Annotated in this window: 15 protein-coding genes; 7 read left to right on the top strand and 8 right to left on the bottom strand. The window is 62.3% G+C overall.

Going from position 1 to position 17,615, the window contains the following annotated elements; genetic code table 11:
• Nucleotides 1-35: 35 nt before the first annotated feature.
• The 4 genes from DEM27_RS16605 to hemA all read left to right on the top strand — a co-directional run bounded on the left by DEM27_RS16605 (nt 36) and on the right by hemA (nt 5,213).
• Complete coding sequence (locus DEM27_RS16605) at nt 36-524, top strand: (2Fe-2S)-binding protein (protein WP_109459365.1); 489 nt, start codon at nt 36-38, stop codon at nt 522-524.
• Between the two features lie 87 nt (nt 525-611).
• Nucleotides 612-2,957, top strand: coding sequence for a xanthine dehydrogenase family protein molybdopterin-binding subunit (locus tag DEM27_RS16600; RefSeq protein ID WP_109459364.1), 2,346 nt, complete (start codon nt 612-614; stop codon nt 2,955-2,957).
• 12 nt (nt 2,958-2,969) lie between these two features.
• Complete coding sequence (locus tag DEM27_RS16595; RefSeq protein WP_109459363.1) at nt 2,970-3,767, top strand: FAD binding domain-containing protein; 798 nt, start codon at nt 2,970-2,972, stop codon at nt 3,765-3,767.
• Between the two features lie 231 nt (nt 3,768-3,998).
• Complete coding sequence (gene hemA / locus DEM27_RS16590) at nt 3,999-5,213, top strand: 5-aminolevulinate synthase (RefSeq protein WP_109459362.1); 1,215 nt, start codon at nt 3,999-4,001, stop codon at nt 5,211-5,213.
• A gap of 95 nt (nt 5,214-5,308) precedes the next feature.
• On the opposite strand, the gene dxr is transcribed toward hemA, so the two are convergent.
• Complete coding sequence (gene dxr / locus DEM27_RS16585) at nt 5,309-6,490, bottom strand: 1-deoxy-D-xylulose-5-phosphate reductoisomerase (RefSeq protein WP_109459555.1); 1,182 nt, start codon at nt 6,488-6,490, stop codon at nt 5,309-5,311.
• 177 nt (nt 6,491-6,667) lie between these two features.
• On the opposite strand from dxr, the gene DEM27_RS34625 reads away from it, so the two are divergent.
• From DEM27_RS34625 to DEM27_RS16570, 3 genes are all read left to right on the top strand, one after another.
• The gene (locus tag DEM27_RS34625) at nt 6,668-7,366 is read left to right on the top strand and encodes an META domain-containing protein (RefSeq protein ID WP_245445890.1); all 699 of its coding nucleotides are present in this window, start codon (nt 6,668-6,670) and stop codon (nt 7,364-7,366) included.
• A 72-nt stretch (nt 7,367-7,438) separates the two neighbouring features.
• Nucleotides 7,439-7,624 carry a hypothetical protein gene (locus DEM27_RS16575; RefSeq protein WP_109459361.1) on the top strand — a complete coding sequence of 62 codons (186 nt, stop codon included), beginning with the start codon at nt 7,439-7,441 and terminating at the stop codon, nt 7,622-7,624.
• A 181-nt stretch (nt 7,625-7,805) separates the two neighbouring features.
• Nucleotides 7,806-9,926: a GumC family protein gene (locus DEM27_RS16570; RefSeq protein ID WP_109459360.1), complete on the top strand. Its 2,121-nt coding sequence runs from the start codon at nt 7,806-7,808 to the stop codon at nt 9,924-9,926.
• Here the strand turns inward: DEM27_RS16570 and DEM27_RS16565 are convergent.
• The 7 genes from DEM27_RS16565 to DEM27_RS16535 form a co-directional block, all read right to left on the bottom strand.
• Entirely contained in the window at nt 9,871-11,040 is a 1,170-nt protein-coding gene (locus tag DEM27_RS16565; protein ID WP_165823462.1) for a glycosyltransferase, read from the bottom strand. The two genes, DEM27_RS16570 and DEM27_RS16565, sit on opposite strands and share 56 nt — an antisense overlap.
• The gene (locus DEM27_RS16560; protein WP_165823461.1) at nt 11,018-12,274 is read right to left on the bottom strand and encodes an O-antigen ligase family protein; all 1,257 of its coding nucleotides are present in this window, start codon (nt 12,272-12,274) and stop codon (nt 11,018-11,020) included. The genes DEM27_RS16565 and DEM27_RS16560 overlap by 23 nt, the downstream gene beginning before the upstream one ends.
• Nucleotides 12,275-12,391: 117 nt before the next feature.
• Nucleotides 12,392-13,303: a glycosyltransferase family 2 protein gene (locus tag DEM27_RS16555; protein ID WP_109459357.1), complete on the bottom strand. Its 912-nt coding sequence runs from the start codon at nt 13,301-13,303 to the stop codon at nt 12,392-12,394.
• A gap of 12 nt (nt 13,304-13,315) precedes the next feature.
• Nucleotides 13,316-14,122, bottom strand: a complete 807-nt coding sequence (locus DEM27_RS16550; RefSeq protein WP_109459356.1) for a WecB/TagA/CpsF family glycosyltransferase — start codon at nt 14,120-14,122, stop codon at nt 13,316-13,318.
• A complete protein-coding gene (locus DEM27_RS16545; RefSeq protein ID WP_109459355.1) occupies nt 14,119-15,192 on the bottom strand; it encodes an NAD-dependent epimerase/dehydratase family protein in 1,074 nt (357 codons plus the stop codon). Before DEM27_RS16545 ends, DEM27_RS16550 begins: the two co-directional genes overlap by 4 nt.
• Before the next feature lie 40 nt (nt 15,193-15,232).
• Nucleotides 15,233-16,183 (bottom strand): UDP-glucuronic acid decarboxylase family protein, encoded by a 951-nt coding sequence (locus DEM27_RS16540; RefSeq protein WP_109459354.1) that lies wholly within the window; start codon nt 16,181-16,183, stop codon nt 15,233-15,235.
• Nucleotides 16,184-16,224: 41 nt separating this feature from the next.
• On the bottom strand, nt 16,225-16,950 hold the full coding sequence (locus DEM27_RS16535) for a sugar transferase (protein ID WP_109459553.1): 726 nt from the start codon (nt 16,948-16,950) through the stop codon (nt 16,225-16,227).
• Between the last annotated feature and the right edge of the window lie 665 nt (nt 16,951-17,615).

The raw sequence follows: 17,615 nt of genomic DNA, 5'->3' as shown, positions 1-17,615 counted from the left end.
TGCCGGTGTCCGGGAGAGGCACGAGGAGGAACAAGATGGCGAAAGTGACATTGACGGTGAATGGCCGGACAGTGAGCGGAGAGTGCGAGGAGCGCACGCTTCTCGTGCATTTCATCCGTGAAAAGCTGGGGCTGACGGGAACGCATGTGGGATGCGATACCTCGCAATGCGGTGCCTGCGTGGTGCATATGGACGGTCATTCCGTGAAGAGCTGTTCCATCCTGGCGGTGCAGGCTTCCGGCTCCACCGTCACGACCATCGAAGGGCTGGCCGGCCAGGGCGAGCTGCATCCTGTCCAGGCTGCCTTCAAGGAACATCACGGCCTGCAATGCGGTTTCTGTACCCCCGGCATGGTGATGACGGCGGTCGACATGATCAACCGCCACGGTGGCAATCTCGATGAAGCCACCGTTCGCGCCGAGCTCGAAGGCAATATCTGTCGTTGCACCGGCTACCACAACATCGTCAAGGCTGTCCTGGCCGCCGACGCGGAGATGTCCGCCGGCCGGCAAGCTGCCGAATAATTCGCGAGACGACTGGCTGACGCATCGCCTCGGTCCGATTTTGCACATCCGTGGCATGCCAAGCCTGATCACCCTGGAGGATATTCAATGGGTATTGAGGGAATTGGTGCGCGCGTTACGCGCAAGGAAGACAAGCGCTTCCTGACCGGCAAGGGCCGGTATACGGACGATATGGTCGTTCCCGGCATGAAATATGCCTATTTCATTCGCAGTCCGCACGCTCACGCCCGGATCCTGTCGATCGACACGGCCGCCGCCCAGGCGATGCCCGGCGTTATCGGCATTCTCGACGGCAAGCAACTTCTGGCCGACGGCATCGGCAATCTCATCTGCGGCTGGATGATCCATTCCAAGGACGGTTCGCCGATGAAGATGGGCGCCTGGCGCCCGCTGGCCGCCGATACGGTGCGTTATGTCGGCGACGCGGTCGCCATCGTTGTTGCCGATACGCTCGGCGAGGCCCGCGATGCGGCGGAAGCCGTCGTCGTCGACTACCAGCCGCTGGATGCCGTGGTCGAAGCCGTCGATGCGCTGAAGGACGGCGCGCCGCAGCTTCATCCGGAGGCCGCAAACAACCTGATCTTCGACTGGCAGATCGGTGACGCCTCGTCGACCGACAAGGCGATCGCCGAGGCGGCGCATGTCACCACGATCGAGATCCACAACAACCGCCTCGCTCCCAATCCGATGGAGCCGCGCGCCACGCTCGGCATCTATGACGGGGCGGAGGATCATTTCACCTGCTACACGACGAGCCAGAACCCGCACGTCGCCCGCCTCGTCATGAGCGCCTTCTACAATGTCGCGCCGGAAAACAAGCTGCGTGTCATCGCTCCCGATGTCGGCGGCGGCTTCGGCTCGAAGATTTTCATCTATCCGGAAGAGGTCGTCTGTCTGTGGGCTTCGAAGAAAACCGGCGTGCCGGTAAAATGGACCTCGGACCGCACCGAGGCCTTCCTGACCGATGCCCATGGCCGTGACCATGTCTCGCAGGTGAAGATGGCTTTCGATGCCGACAACCGCATCACGGCGCTCAAGGTCGATACGGTCGCCAATCTCGGCGCCTACATGTCGCTGTTTTCCTCTTCGGTGCCGACCTATCTCTACGCGACGCTGCTTTCCGGCCAGTATGCCATTCCGGCAATCCACGCCAATGTCCGCACCGTCTATACCAATACCGCACCGGTGGACGCCTATCGTGGCGCCGGCCGGCCGGAAGCAACCTTCCTTCTGGAACGGACGGTCGAGACGGCGGCCCGCGAACTGGGTGTTTCACCGGCCGAACTGCGGCGCATCAACTTCATCCGCGAGTTTCCCCACCAGACGCCGGTCATCATGAATTATGACGCCGGCGACTACGAGGCGTCGCTGAATGCCGCCATGGCAGCCGCCGACTGGAACGGTTTTGCCGCCCGCAAGGCGGAGGCCGCCGGCCGCGGCAAGAAGCGCGGCATCGGCATGAGCTGCTACATCGAGGCCTGCGGCATCGCGCCGTCGGCGGCGGTCGGGTCGCTCGGCGCCGGCGTCGGCCTGTGGGAATCGGCCGAGGTGCGGGTGAACGCCGTCGGCACCGTCGAGGTGCTGACCGGTTCGCACAGCCACGGCCAGGGCCACGAGACCACCTTCGCGCAGCTTGTCGCCGAACGGCTCGGCGTGCCGATCGACAATGTCAACATTGTCCATGGCGACACCGACAAGGTGCAGATGGGCATGGGCACCTACGGCTCGCGCTCCGGTGCCGTCGGCATGTCGGCGATCGTCAAGGCGCTCGACAAGGTGGAAGCCAAGGCAAAGAAGATTGCCGCACACCTGATGGAGGCCGACGAGAGCGACATCGTTCTTGAGAACGGCGAACTGAAGGTTGCCGGCACGGACAAGGCCTTGCCGTGGTTCCAGGTGGCGCTTGCCGCCTATACCGCCCACAACCTGCCGTCCGGCATGGAGCCGGGCCTGAAGGAGGGCGCGTTCTACGATCCGTCCAACTTCACCTTCCCCGCCGGCTGCTACATTGCCGAAGTCGAGATCGATCCGGATACCGGCACGACGGACATCGTGCAATTCGTCGCGGCCGACGATTTCGGCAACATCATCAATCCGATGATCGTCGAAGGCCAGGTGCATGGCGGCATCGCCCAGGGCATCGGCCAGGCGCTGCTCGAAGGCGTGCATTACGACGAGAACGGCCAGCTTCTGACCGCGAGCTTCATGGATTACGCCATGCCGCGCGCCGACGACCTGCCGTCGTTTAAACTGTCGCACCAGAACACCCCATGCCCGGGCAATCCGCTCGGCATCAAGGGGTGCGGCGAGGCCGGCGCCATCGGTTCGCCGCCGGCGCTGATCAATGCGATCACCGATGCCATCGGCACCAATGCACTGACGATGCCCGCCACGCCGCAGAAGGTGTGGAAGGCGTTGCAATCGGCTCACTGAGGGAGGAAGACCATGTACGCGACCAGTTACCATCGTCCTTCCTCGATCAGCGAGGCCGCCGCGCTTCTCGCCGCAACCGACGAAGCGAAATACGTCTCCGGCGGGATGACGCTCATCCCCACCATGAAGCAGCGGCTTGCCGCCCCGGCCGCCCTTGTCGACCTCAGGCATGTCGCCGACATGAAGGGCATCCACATCGACGGCAGCCGCGTGCGCATCGGCGCGGCGACGCCGCATGCCGAGGTGGCGGCCTCCAGCGCGTTGCGGTCGGCCTGCCCGGCCGTCACCGTGCTCGCCGGCCTGATCGGCGACCCGCATGTGCGCCACATGGGTACGATCGGCGGTTCGATCGCCAACAACGATCCGGCGGCGGATTATCCGGCGCTGGCGCTGGCGCTTGGCGCGACGATCGTCACCGACCGGCGGGAGATCGCTGCCGACGACTTCTTCACCGGCCTGTTCGAAACGGCACTTGAGCCAGGCGAACTGGTGACGGCGATCACCTTCGATCTGCCTGAGAAGGCCGGTTACGCCAAGTTCCGCAATCCGGCCTCGCGTTACGCCATGACCGGCGTCTTTGTCGCCAGGCGCGGCGGCAGCGTCCGGGTGGCGGTGACGGGAGCCGGCGCCGACGGCGTTTTCCGCCAGGCGGACATGGAGGCGGCGCTCGCCGGAAACTGGTCGGCCGATGCCCTGTCCGGCATCGCCGTCCCGTCCTCCGGCCTGCTGTCCGATATCCACGGTGATTCGGACTATCGCGCCAACCTGGTCAAGGTCATGGCCAAACGGGCGGTGCTTGCTGCCGGCTGACGGCAATTTGCCGCTTCGAACGATCTCAACGAATAGAAGGGCGGCTGCGGCCGTCCTTTTTCATGGAAACTTGACGTGCATCAAACTGCCGGCGACGACGATCGGTTAGGGGTTCTCTGGAATAATTCAAAAAAGTGGGCCTTTTGCCGCAGACAATGCCTATTGGCGGCCAAAGGGGTTGACGGTGGAGCCGGCAGACATAAAACGGTTCTAAAGTTGTGGAGCAGACACATGGATTTCGAAGCGTTTTTCAAAGGCGAGTTGGACGAACTTCACAAGGAAGGCCGTTACCGCGTGTTCGCCGATCTCGAGCGGCATCGCGGCAATTTTCCGCGCGCGACGCGCCATGCCGGCGGCGAACAGAAGGACGTGACAGTCTGGTGTTCCAACGATTATCTCGGCATGGGCCAGCATCCCAAGGTGATCCAGGCGATGAAAGACGCCATCGACCACTGTGGCGCGGGTGCGGGAGGCACCCGGAATATCTCTGGCACCAGTCACTACCATGTTCTGCTCGAGCGCGAGCTTGCCGACCTGCACGGCAAGGAATCTGCGCTGATCTTCACATCCGGTTATGTTTCCAACTGGGCGGCGCTGGGTACGCTCGGCCAGAAGATCCTCGGCCTGATCATCTTCTCCGACGCGCTGAACCATGCCTCGATGATCGAAGGCATCCGTTATGCAAAATGCGACCGCGTGATCTGGAAGCACAACGATCTCAACGACCTCGAAGCCAAGCTGGCTGCGGCCGATCCGAACGCGCCGAAAATGATCGCCTTCGAATCGGTCTATTCGATGGATGGTGACATCGCGCCGATCAAGGAGATCTGCGATCTCGCCGACAAGTACGGCGCGATGACCTATCTCGACGAAGTCCATGCCGTCGGCATGTACGGCCCGCGCGGCGGCGGCATTGCCGAGCGCGAAGGCCTGATGGATCGCCTGACGGTAATCGAAGGCACGCTCGGCAAGGCGTTCGGCGTCATGGGCGGTTACATTGCGGCTTCCGCGGCGCTGTGCGATTTCGTTCGCTCCTTTGCTTCCGGCTTCATCTTCACGACGGCGCTGCCGCCGACGCTCGCTGCCGGCGCCATCGCCTCGATCAGCCACCTGAAGGTCAGCCCCTTCGAACGCGCCCGCCATCAGGACCGCGTCCGGCGCCTGCGCGCACTGCTCGACAAGAACGGCATCCCGCACATGGACAATCCGAGCCACATCGTGCCGGTCATGGTCGGCGATGCCGCCAAGTGCAAGTGGATCTCGGATATCCTGCTCGACAGCTTCGGCGTCTACGTCCAGCCGATCAACTATCCGACGGTTCCGCGCAAGACCGAACGTCTGCGCATCACCCCGACGCCGCTGCATTCCGATGCCGATCTCGAACATCTCGTCGGTTCGTTGCATCAGCTCTGGGCGCGCTGTGCGCTGGCCCGCGCCGTCGCCTGATTGCGGTCGCCGCATTTGTGGATGCAGTGCGGGTCGTGGCATCACGGCCCGCATTTTTCTTGGGTGATTTGTAAGTTGCGGTAAACGAAAGTCGCTCAGCGGGCGGTAATGACCTCGGCGGCACGGACACGGGCTTCCGCATCGGCGGCAAACACGTCGTCGATCGCCGTGGCGGGAGCAACATCCACCATCTGGTCCATCACCGTCTCGACCACCTCGGCCATGTCGAGAAAACCGATGCGGCCGGCGACGAAGGCATGGAAGGCGGTCTCTTCCGCCGCGTTCATGATCGCACCCTGCAGGCCGTCCCGCGTCAGCGCCAGCCGGGCGAGGCGCAGGGCGGGGAAACGGACTTCGTCCGGGGCCTCGAAATCGAGCCGCGCCAGCTTGGCGAAATCGAGCCGGTCGACGTTGAGGGTCGATCGCAACGGATAAGTGAGGGCATAACCGATGGCGGTGCGCATGTCCGGGCAGCCAAGCTGGGCAAGTACCGATCCGTCGGTATAACCGACCATCGAATGGATGATCGATTGCGGATGGACGATCACCTCGATCTGCTCCGGCCGGACATTGAAGAGGTGTTTTGCCTCGATCATCTCCAGCGCCTTGTTGAACATCGAGGCGCTGCCGATGGAGATCTTCAGGCCCATCGACCAGTTGGGATGAGCCCGGGCCTTTTCCGCCGTGACGTCGGCCATCTGCTCCCGTGTCCAGGTGCGGAAGGGGCCGCCGGATGCAGTCAGCACGATGCGTTCGACGGCGTGGCGCTGGTCTTCCTCCAGGACCTGGAAGATGGCGCTGTGTTCGCTGTCGACGGGGATGAGACGGCCGCCGGCCTTGCCGATCGTTTCGACAAAAAGGGCGCCGGCCGAAACCAGACATTCCTTGTTGGCGAGCGCGATATCGGCGCCGCGCCGTGCCGCCGCAAGCGTCGGCGCCAGGCCGGCCGTGCCGACGATGGCCGCCATCACCCATTCGGCGTCCATTCCGGCTGCTTCCAGAAGCCCGGAGGGGCCGGCGGCGACGGCTATGCCGCTGCCCGCCAGTGCATCTTTCAGCGCGGCATATTGTCCCGCGTCGGCGGTGACCGCGAGCTTCGCGCCGCAGGCGATCGCCTGTTCGGCCAGCAGCGTTATATTGCTGCTGCCAGTCAGCGCCAGGACATCGAAACGATCGCGGCCGCCGAGCTGGCGGATGACATCGAGGGTGTTGGTACCGATCGAACCTGTGGAGCCGAGAATGGAGAGACGGTGTTTTCGGCCGGCACCGCTTGTCATGGCGTTTTCCCGTTTTTTTTCCTTGTCCATGGCTCTATACAGAATCGCCATCTACAACAAGCAGATATGGTATATCGCCTTGCCAGCGTCTGCCGTCTTCAACAAATCACAATCGGCCGTTATCAGCGACCGACGTTTTGCCTGAAGCCGATGCGTCAAGGCTCAAGGAATTCTTTCATGCTGAAACTGCTCCTCTCCATCGCTACCCTTCCCCTCCTTGCCGGCGTCGCCATCGCGGCCGATCCGGTTCCGTTCGAACTGACCGGTCAGTGGCGGGTGGAAATCCTCGATTTCGCCACCAAGGCGCCGACGCCGCCGGCGATGATCGAGATCAAGCCGGACCGGACCTTTTCGGGCTTTTCCGGTTGCAACCGGTATTCCGGCGCTTTCCGGATGGAGCAGGACAAGATCACCTTCGGTGCGCCGGCAGCGACCAAGATGATGTGCGCTCCCGCCGCCATGGAGCAGGAAGGCAAGTTCCTTGGCCTGCTCAACGGCGCGCTGATCTGGAAGGCGGACGGCCGCAGCATCCTTCTGTCGAACGGAACGGAGTCCGTGCTGCGCCTGACGCCGCCGACGCAGGAGGCCGATGTGACGATCCGCGTGCCGGGCGCCGAAAGCGTCGATCGGCAGACCGTTCGGTATACCTGCGGCGACAAGACCGTCGATGCGGAGTACATCAATGCCGGGCCGGTCTCCATCGCCCGGCTGACCATCGGCGACGATTTTGTCGTTGCTGCCAATGTCCTTTCGGGCTCGGGGGCGAAATATGCCGGCGGGCGCTACATCTGGTGGGCCAAGGGCAACGAGGCGATGCTCTACGATCTTTATCGCGGCACCGATGCCGACGGGATCGCTTGCGTTCCCGCACCGTGATCGCATTCGGGACCTTTGACAGATGAAGGCACTCTGCTAGAGCAGCAGGGGACCATTCGCAGGAGAACAGGCATGACCACCAGCGACAAACCAGCCTCCACCGTAACGGTGGCGCAACTGCGCAACGGCCGCTGGGGATTCGTGCTGAAATTCCGTGGCATCACCTATCCGGTCCAGGGCCAGTTTGCGACGAAGGAACAGGCGGAAATGCTGGGCGCCGCCGCCCTGCACGCACTGGAACAACCGAAACAGCGTTGATCCCCGCCACCGCGCAACCCTCCTCCCACCGTTCTTGTCCCGACGAATCGCCTGGCTTCCCGCCGGTCGGTGGGCGTTATTTTTCTAGGCCGCCGGAATATGGTTGTTTTTTCGTTAAGGATGCGTTTCAATACAACTATGGGTTTTTCAAAATTGTACGCATTATTGGAAGCCTCGCCCCATGGACGCGGAAATCGATCTCAGGAGCATAACCGGCCTGCTGCAACGCCAGGTGAAGCTGATCCTCACCACGGCGGCGATCATTCTGGCGGTAAGTCTCTGTATCATCTACACTTTGACGCCACGCTACAGTGCGACGGCGCTGCTGATGGTCGATACGACGAGCAAGGATCTGCTGGCGCGGGAGCGTGGAAATGGCAATTCCGGCGCGGACAATGCACGGGTCGAAAGCGAGGTCGGCATCCTCCGCTCCGATCAGGTGCTGATCGACGTGATCCGCGACCACAGCCTGATTGCCGACGACGAATTCGGGCGCGGCACGGGTTGGAAAGACCGCCTGCTTGCTCTCCTGCACCTGTCGCGGCCACCTTCGACGGCCGAGGAGACGCTGAGTGCGGCGGTCGACAGCTTGCGCTCGGCCGTCAGCATCAGCCGCAACGGCCTGACCTATCTGATCTCGATTGGCGTTACCTCGCGGGACCCGCAGAAGGCGGCGGCGCTCGCCAATGCCATGGCGGAAGCCTATATTCGCCGGCAGATCGCGGCAAAGGTGGCGGCCACCGTCGCGGCACGGGATACGATCGATGGCCGCGTCGCCGCCCTCAATGCCGTCATGATCGAAAATGAACGCCGGTTCGACGTTTATTTCAACCGCATGGAAGCGGCCGACAAGCCGGAATTGTCCCGCCTGCGGGAGGACCTCGAAAAGGCCAGGACGGAGCAGTTGCGACAGTCGCAGCGCCTTGCCGCGCTGACGACGCTGGCCGCATCCGGGGATATGGCGGCCCTTGTTGCCGAACTCGGCACGCCGGCCCTGCTGCAACTGCACAAGCAGCGTGAAAGCCTCGCCCAGAAGGTCGCCGGCCTCTCCGAGAATGCGCCGGCGCGTGCCAGGCTGGTCAACGATCTGGCCGGCCTAGACGCAATGCTGCGCGACAATTCGGCAGCGGAAATCGGCGGCCTGAAGAAGCGTGTCGCCGATTTCGATGATCATGCCCGGTCGCTGCGGCAGCAGCTTCGCCGGAATGCGCTGCAAAGCGATCTGCCGCCCGAAAGCCTTGCGGAACTCTACGGCATGCAGCAATCCGCAGAAATCGTTCAGGCGCAATACCAGAATCTCCTGGCGAAGCTGCGCGAACTCGACGTACAATCCGACCTGCAGATGCCGGACAGCCGCATCGTCTCCGCGGCGCTTGTGCCGACCATCCCGGTTTTCCCCGACACATCACTGAGCCTTGGGCTGACGCTGGCCTGCTCGTTTCTGGTTGCCATCGGCGCAGCGGTATTGCGCGAATATTTCGTCGGCGGTTTTACCAGTGAAAACCAGGTCGAGGCGGTGCTGAAGGTGCCGTTGACCGCGGTCCTGCCGCACCAGGATCTTTCCGAAAGGAAGACGGCAAAGGCCGGGGAGGAGCCGAGTGTTGCCGACCTGATGGTGGCTGCGCCGCTGTCGCGGTTCAGCGAGGCGATCCGGCGCCTGCGGCTGAACATCGAGCCCGAGCGCGGCGCAGCGATCATGAAGCCCGCAGGCCGGAACGGAGCGGTCGTGCTCGTTACCTCGGCGCTTGCGGGGGAGGGAAAATCGACGGTGGCGCTGTCGCTTGGGCGGGCCTGCGCGCTTGCGGGGCAGAAGACCTTGCTGATCGATTGCGACCTTAGAAAGCCCAGCATCTGCAAACACCTGCATGTCGGGGAACCGCGCCAGGATTTTCTCGATTATCTGCGCCTCGACCGTCAGGCCGTCACCCCTTCGGAATTTGCGGTCAGTGACCCGTTGTCGGGTCTGCATGTCTTGCTCGGCGGCCGGCGCAGCGACATTCCCACCGACAGCCTGGTGACGAGCGACAAGATGGTGCGGCTGCTGGCGCTGGCGCGGCAACATTTCGATTGCATCGTCCTCGATACGCCGCCGGTCGAACCGGTTGTCGATGCGCTCTGCCTTTCGCGCCATGCCGATGTCGTGGTGTTCGTGATCAAGTGGGCGAGCACGCCGCAAACCATTGCCAAGCGTGGCCTGGCGATGCTGCGCAAAAATGCTCCGGCAGGGGCGGGCGTGGTCTCCGTGCTCAATCGGCGGCAGCGGATGGGCAGCCGCGGCGACCTGGCCTATTATGCCCGATAGAGCTACGGGTGGCCGGCTCCGTCTCCATCTTCGGCAGCAATGCAGCATAGGCTTGTGCCGCCGTCTCGACGTCGAAGGCCTGGGCGCGTTGCCGCAACATTTCGCGCCCGGCGGGATCGCGCAGCGTGTCCAGCATCGCCACGGACAGGCGTTGCGCATCGCCGTTCGCGGCAAGGCGGCCGTATTTTCCGTCCATCAGGATCTCCGCCGGACCATGGGGGCAGTCCGTGGAGACGACGGGACAGCCGCAGGCCATCGCCTCGACCAGCACATTGCCAAAGCCCTCCCAGAGCGAGCTGAGCACAAGGCCATCCGCCTTGGCGAACCAGGCAAAGGGGTTTTTCTGAAAACCCGGCATGTCGATGACGCCGCCGATGCCGAGGGCCAGGACCTGCCGTTCCAGCCGCGGGCGAAGCGGCCCGTCGCCGATCAGGATCAACCGCGCCTGCGGCATCTGCGTGTGGAGGCGGGCAAAACTGTCGAGCAGAAGCGCTAAATTCTTTTGCTCGACGAAACGCCCGGCGGCGAGAAACACCTTGAAATTCCCGCCGAACCAGCGGTGGGAAACCGCCTCGCCGGCAAGCATCTCGATATCGCTTCGGTATATCGGATTGTAGATCACGGAAATCCGCTCCGGCGCCATCCCGGACTGTTTGCAAAGCTGGTCGCGGACGCCTTGCGAGACAGCCACGATCCGGTCTGCCAGGGGATAAAGCTGAGAGGTGAGAAGGAACGGCAGCTTGTGAATGCCGTGTGCATGTCGGGCCTCCTCGACCGGATCGCTCTCTTCCGAAAGGATGGTGAAAAACCGGTGTCGGCCGAGCAATTTCAGGCCGAGCGACAGAAGGTTGCCATGCGGCGTCGCCGAGATGACGACATCCGGCTTGAGCCGCCCGAGATACCCGTGAAGCCGCCACAGGCGCCGGGGGAGGCTTCTCCCGCCCGGATCCAGGTGCGTGACACCGGCATCGAGCGGGCAGGCTACCGGTTGCGGCTTGCCGTAGGTGGCGACGAAAACGTCGTGCCCACGCGCCGCCAGGGCTTGGGACAGCAGCGCGATGCGGGCCTGCACGCCGCCGAGCGCCAGGTTTTTATACAGGAACAGGATCTTCAAGCGTTTCCTCCTGCAGCGGCAGGCGTTTGTCGGCAACGGCGGGCATGCCGGGCAGCAAGGCGATGAAGAGGATGGTGAAAATGTTGTTCTGCACCAGCAGCACCGCTTCGGTCAGCGACAGTACGGCAATCGTCACCGAAAGGATGAAGGCGAGCAGCCGGCTGCTGTCGCCATCGTGCATGAAGCGGAAAAACGACGAGCAGGCCAGACCGGCGAGCAGCATCATGACCAGGAGAAGCCCGACGGCACCGAGCTGCAGGAAAATTTCGATGTAGCCGTTATGCGCCTGCACCGGCATCCAGCCCAGCCGGCTCCAGAGCGAGAGGACCTTCTCGTGTCCCGAGGACCAGAAGGCGCCGTATCCCCTGCCGAGCAGGGGTGTTTCCCCGCCGATCCGCAGCAATTCGTCCCAAAGCGGCAACCGGCCCGACAATGTCGTGCTTCTGCCGATAGCCATCGCCATGCCGTCGAAGGAGAACAGCGCAACGGAGGCGGCGAGCATGCTGCTGAGGCAGACGACAAGTGTTGCGACGCCGATGCCGATGCGGGCGTACCGCAACATCAGGATCAGTGCCAGAAGTCCGAGTGCGAGGATGACGACGATGACGGCCGTTGCCGAACGGGTTCCGATGACAGCGGCGGCGGACAAGGACAGGAGCATTACGCCTTCCACCCGCTCGCGGCGGATCGGCGAAAATCCGCGGAAGAGGCCGATGAGGAGGCCGATCAGGGCGATGCGGCCGAGCACGTTCTTCTGGGTGAAGAGGCCACGCCAGGCGCCTTCTGTCGGAAAGCCGGCAATGCCGACCTGCGGCAGGAAAAAGACCACGAGGATATTGATCGCCAGCACGATCAGTATGGCGCGGCCGGCAAGGGTGATGAAACCGCGCCGGCCGACATTCTGGACGGCGAAGGCGGCGACGAGCACCGTCAGCATCAATGCAAAGCTTCGCACCGCCGTTGCCTCCGGGCGAACCGACCAGAAAACCGAAAGTGCGGACCAGAAGAGAATGAGGCCGACCAGCCATTCCGACAGCGTGCCGCGAAAGGCGATCCCTCGCCCGAGCAGGCCGAGCCCGATGACCGCTGCAAAGGTGGACAACAGCAGCGACTGGTTGAGGAAACCGCTTTCGGTCGCCATGCCGGCCGGCGTCTGCTGGCTCGGTGCGAAGGTGCCGGTCGAGACGATCAGGGCCAGGACGACGGCGGTTTCGAAAAGTCGCGATGCATTCATGGCGATGCATCGCGGGTTTCCGGCCGTCTCGCCGGCAGGTCCCGATGGCCGGGAAGGAGGCCTGCACCGCTGCAGAACCATGGACCAGTAAAGCCAAAATCCTTTCGCGGTTCCATCTCATCTCCGCAGGTGGGCGAGAAAAAGCTCGAAGAGCGGCGTCCTGAGCCGATGCGGCAGCAGGTGCCTTGCGGTCATGGCCATGCTTTGCACCAACGGAATGTGCCCGATCCGGTATCCCCGCCACATCAACAGCAGGTTCCGGCACAGGTTGGCCGGCAGGTCATGCTGGGCAACGGCGCGGGCCAGAAAGGCGGCGCGCGCCTTCGGCGTCAGAAGGACGTTTCGATCGGCCCAGGCCGCATGGCGGGAAAAATCGATATCATGTGATAGACGGCCTTCCTTCTCCTCGTCGTGATAGATGTATCCCGGCTGCAGCAGGACATCGATCCGATATCCCTGCTTCTCCGCCCGCATCAGGAAATCGAGATCCTGGAATTTTTCGATGTCCGGGTCGAACAACAATTCGGCGGCCGTTCTGGTTTGCATAGCCAGCGATGAAGTGAGCAGGAAATTGCCGTCGGTCATGAAGAAGGAGGCAACATCCTCCTCTGCTTTCATGGCCCGTCGTGGGAAAACCCAACGGGCGCCGGAGGCCCGCTGGCGAAGGCCGGCTATCGAAACGATGCTCTGCGGAAACCGCGCAAGATGGGCAGCGGCCTGCTCCAGCATTGCCGGCAGATATTCGTCGTCGCAATCGAGGAGAGCGCAATATCGGGCCGTCGCCGCGTGGATACCGGCATTGCGGGCCGCATTGGCATTGGCTTCCGGCAGGCCGATGACCTTCACCTTGTCGCCGCGGAATTGTCTTCGAACCCGATCCGTTTCAGCGAAAGCGGGACCATTGCAGATGATGATGATTTCGGATGCCGCATGGTTTTGCCGCTCGACACTGAGGACGGCGCGGCGCAGCCGGTCGAAACCGCGGTGCCAGGGAATGATGACGGAAAAACCGCCGGTCTGTTGCCGCATCGCTGCCACCGCCTAGCCGAACCGTTTCGCGGCAGCCGGTTGCCTGGCGTTTCCATGCCGTGCCTTGTCGAGGCCCAGTCCCTGTCGCGCCACGAACCACAGATAGAGTGGATTGAGATAAAGATAGCGCCGCCACAGGCGTCGTGGCTCCTGCCACAGCCGGAAGACCCATTCCAGGCCGCGATCCTGCATCCATTTCGGCGCCTGCGGCAGCAGGCCGGCGTGGAAATCGAAGGCGGCACCGACAGCGATCAAGGGCATGGCAAGCGCTTGCCGGTTTTCGAAGACATAGACCTCCTGCCGTGGACAGCCGAGGCCGACAAGAATCATATCGGCGCCCGATGCCCTGATCCGCTCCACCATGCGGATGTTTTCCTCCGCCGTCAGCGCGCGGAATTTCGACGGCGCGATGCCGGCGATGCGCAGGTCGGGATGTACCCGCCGCAGATTCGCTGCCCAGGCATCCACAACCGACTGCCGGCTGCCGTAGAGGTAGACCGACAGTCCCTCCCGTTCGGCAGCGGCGCACAGGCGCGCCGCCAGTTCCGGGCCGTAAACGCGATCCGGCAATCGGTGCCCGTGCAGCAGGCGCAGGGCCCAGCGCACCGGTTGGCCGTCGGGCGTGAGGATGTCGAGGGCGTTCAGCCGGTATTTCTGCTCCGGATCGAGGGCGCCGGTCATGACGCCGTGCACGGCAAGCGCCGAAACGCCGAGTGGCCTGCGGCGCCGCGCCGCATCGATCACGGCGGTGACCACGCCCTCATAATCGATGACGCTGATCCCGATGCCGAGAATGCTTTTCCTGCCGCGATCGATCATGCCTGCCTCGTCCAGCGCGGCAGGCCGGTCTCGTAGATGTCCCGCAGCATGGCGGCCAGGTCGTAATCGGAATGAAAATCGGGATAGTCACGGCAGAAAGCCGAGATGTCGCTGATCCACCAGATATGATCGCCGATCCGGTTTTCAGCCTCGTAGGAGGCTTTCAGCGGCCGGCCGGTGATCTGCTCGCAGAGCGCAATCGCTTCCACGACCGAACAACTGGCCCGCCGGCCGCCGCCGATATTGTAGACGCGGCCGGGTTTGGGAGCGGATACGAAACACCAGAGCGCCTTGATCAGGTCGCGCGCATGCAGGTTGTCGCGCACCTGCTTTCCCTTGTGGCCGAAGATCCGGTAGGGGCTACCCGTCGCGGCACATTTCATCAGATAGGCGAGAAAACCATGCTGCTCCGAGCCGGAATGCCCGCCGCCCGTCAGGCAACCGCCGCGGAAACATACCGTGTTCATGCCGAAATAGCGCCCATATTCCTGCACGAGGATGTCGGCGGACAGTTTCGAGGCGCCGAACAGGCTGTGGGTGCATTGGTCGATGCTCATGCTTTCATCGATGCCGCGGGCGAAAAACGCATGGTCGCTACGGATGTCCCAGCGCGTTTCTTTCTCCTCAAGCGGTAGCTGGTTGGGCCGGTCGCCATAAACCTTGTTGGTGGACAGAAACACGAAGGCGGCTTTTGGCGCGTGGCGGCGAACCGCTTCCAGCAGGTTCAGGGTGCCGACCGCATTGATGCCGAAATCGGTGAAAGGTTCGCGGGCGGCCCAATCGTGCGAGGGCTGGGCGGCGGCATGCACGACGACGCCAAGATTGTTGCCCAGCGATGCACAAAGCCGCTGCAGCCTCTCGGCATCGCGCATGTCGATCGTTTCATGCCGGAACCGTCGATGGCGTTGGCCGATCTCCGCGATGCGCCAGCGGGTGGAGGCTTCGTCTCCGAAAAAATGGGCGCGCATGTCATTGTCTATGCCGACCACGTCCATACCCTGCGCGACCAGGAACTCCGCCATTTCCGATCCGACGAGACCGCCGGCGCCGCTGACAAGCGCGACACTCATGACATCTGCCCCCAAGGCTCGCCCCGTTGGTTTGGGAAAATCATGCCGCTGCCGCCGGCTTCAACTGTTCCTCCAAATACCCGATGGTTCGGCGCAGGCCTTCGCGCAAAGCGATGCGGGGCACCCAGTTCAGCCGTGTGCGGGCAAGCGTGATATCGGGGCAGCGCTGCAACGGATCGTCGCTCGGCAGCGGCATATGGATCATGTTCGAGCGAGAGCCGGTCGCCTCCAGCACCAGATCCGCCAGCTGCCGGACGGTGAATTCCTGCGGGTTGCCGATGTTGACCGGAAACGTCACGTCATCCGGCGCGTCCATCAGGCACATAAGACCCTCCAGCAGGTCGTCGCGGTAGCAGAAGGAACGTGTCTGCCGGCCGTCGCCATAGATGGTGATGTCGCCGCCGCGCAAGGCCTGAACGATGAAATTGGCAACGACGCGGCCATCTGCGACATCCATGCCCGGCCCGTAGGTATTGAAGATCCTCGCCACCCGGACATTGAGGCCATATTGGCGACGATAATCGTATATTGCGGTTTCCGCCGCGCGTTTGCCCTCGTCATAACAGGCCCGGATGCCAACGGGGCTGACATTGCCGCAATAATGTTCGGCCTGCGGATGGATGTGCGGATTGCCGTAAACCTCCGAAGTCGAGGCCTGCAGGAATTTCGCGCCGGTGCGGCGGGCGAGTTCGAGCATGTTGAGAACGCCGAGCACATTGGTTTTCAGCGTGTTGACCGGATCCGCCTGATAGTGCCGCGGCGAAGCGGGGCTGGCGAGATTGAAGATTTCGTCTACATCGATATCGAAGGGACGACAGACGTCGCGTTCGTAAAAAACAAAGCGCGGATGCGTGGCGAGCCTGCGGAGATTGTCCGGCCTGCCGGTCCAGAAATTATCGAGGCAGACGACGCTATCGCCGCGGCGCAGCAATTTTTCGCAGAGAGCCGCGCCCAGAAAGCCCGCGCCTCCGGTTACCAGAATTCTCGCCATGTTGTCACCAGATGCTGTTTGCGTTCGCTTTGTCTGCGTTGCTAAAAGCCGCGGCTGCAGCTCAATTCGCTGCGGATCGTCGCCAGCATGATCCTGGCATCGAGCCAGAAGCACATGTTCCTGATGTAATGCAGATCGCAGGCTATGCGTGCCCGCGCCTTGTCGCGCCTGGTGGCTGGTCCACGCCAGCCGCGCATCTGCGCCAGCCCCGTCAGGCCCGGCCGCACCGTATGGCGGGCGTGATAATCGGGTACGATCTCTTCATAAGGCCGATTGGCCGCCAGCATGCCGACGGGATGGCATCGCGGCCCGACGAAAGACATCTCGCCTCTGAGAATATTGAAGAGTTGCGGAAGTTCGTCGATGTTCGTCCGACGTAAAAAGGCACCGATCCGTGTCATCCTCGGATCGCCGTCCACGGCCTGGATCGTCGCCCCGTCGTCGCAGGCTTCTGCACGCATCGAGCGAAACTTTATGACCCGGAAGATCGTGCCGCCCCGTCCCCAACGCCTCTGGAAAAACAGGGCGGGGCCTGGGCTCTCAAGGCGGACCAGAAGAGCGATGAAAAGCAGAAACGGGAAAAGAAGAAAAAGAAAAAAAAGCGAAAAAGTAAAATCGATTGCGCGTTTAACGATCGGATATGCACCGGTTCCGGTACGAATAACAGTTTTCCCGGGCAAACGATGTCTGCCGAGGGCTGCGTTTTTCTCTCGCCTGCCGGCATAAACATACCGAAAAACAGGATAAGCGTGACCCGCCGATCGCATGGTGAACTCCAACACTTACTTGCAACCTTGAACAACTCAAGCCTTGTAATTGATACTCAATTCAAGGCATTTGTCACCCATAAAGAGCGTTATAAATGCAATGCAACCGATAAAAGAAATTGCATTTTAACAAAATCTTAAATTTTCCGGTGATCGGGCCGAAAACGGCCCGATGCACGAAAATTTTTTCTTTGAAATGCCGGCTTGCGGGCTGTTTGCGGGATTGAATGTGCGATCCGGAGGGATATCCACCCCCGTCGGCAGAAATTTATGCTCGCGACAGGTGATCCCAGCCACCTCGGATTGAAATCCAGCCGCACGGTGGCAGAGCAAATCGCGCAAGCTCCCATTCCCGATGGGGAAAATTTAAAAACAAATAAAATCAATGACAAAAAAATAAAGTGGCGTCCACGAGAGGATTCGAACCTCCGACCCCAGGATTCATACCACTTCGACTTTCGCCGCCGTCCGAAGACGTTCGTGGTCTGGACTGTCCCTTCACCATGGACCGAAGTCTTTAGGTGCTGCCCGTCCAGTCTCTACACCTTCACCGGATCATCTCCGGCGCTTGGCTCGGGATTGGCATGCCGTTCCGGCAAGCGTTCCCCGACTTTGAGCAGATCCGTTATGGAGTTTCCCGCCATAACGCCCAATTTTAGGAATCC

It is taken from the genome of Rhizobium album (assembly GCF_003122325.1).
In the GTDB taxonomy this organism is placed as follows: Bacteria; Pseudomonadota; Alphaproteobacteria; order Rhizobiales; family Rhizobiaceae; genus Metarhizobium; species Metarhizobium album.
The sequence above is the reverse complement of the archived record's forward strand: the minus strand, read 5'-3'. Positions and strand labels throughout refer to the sequence as shown.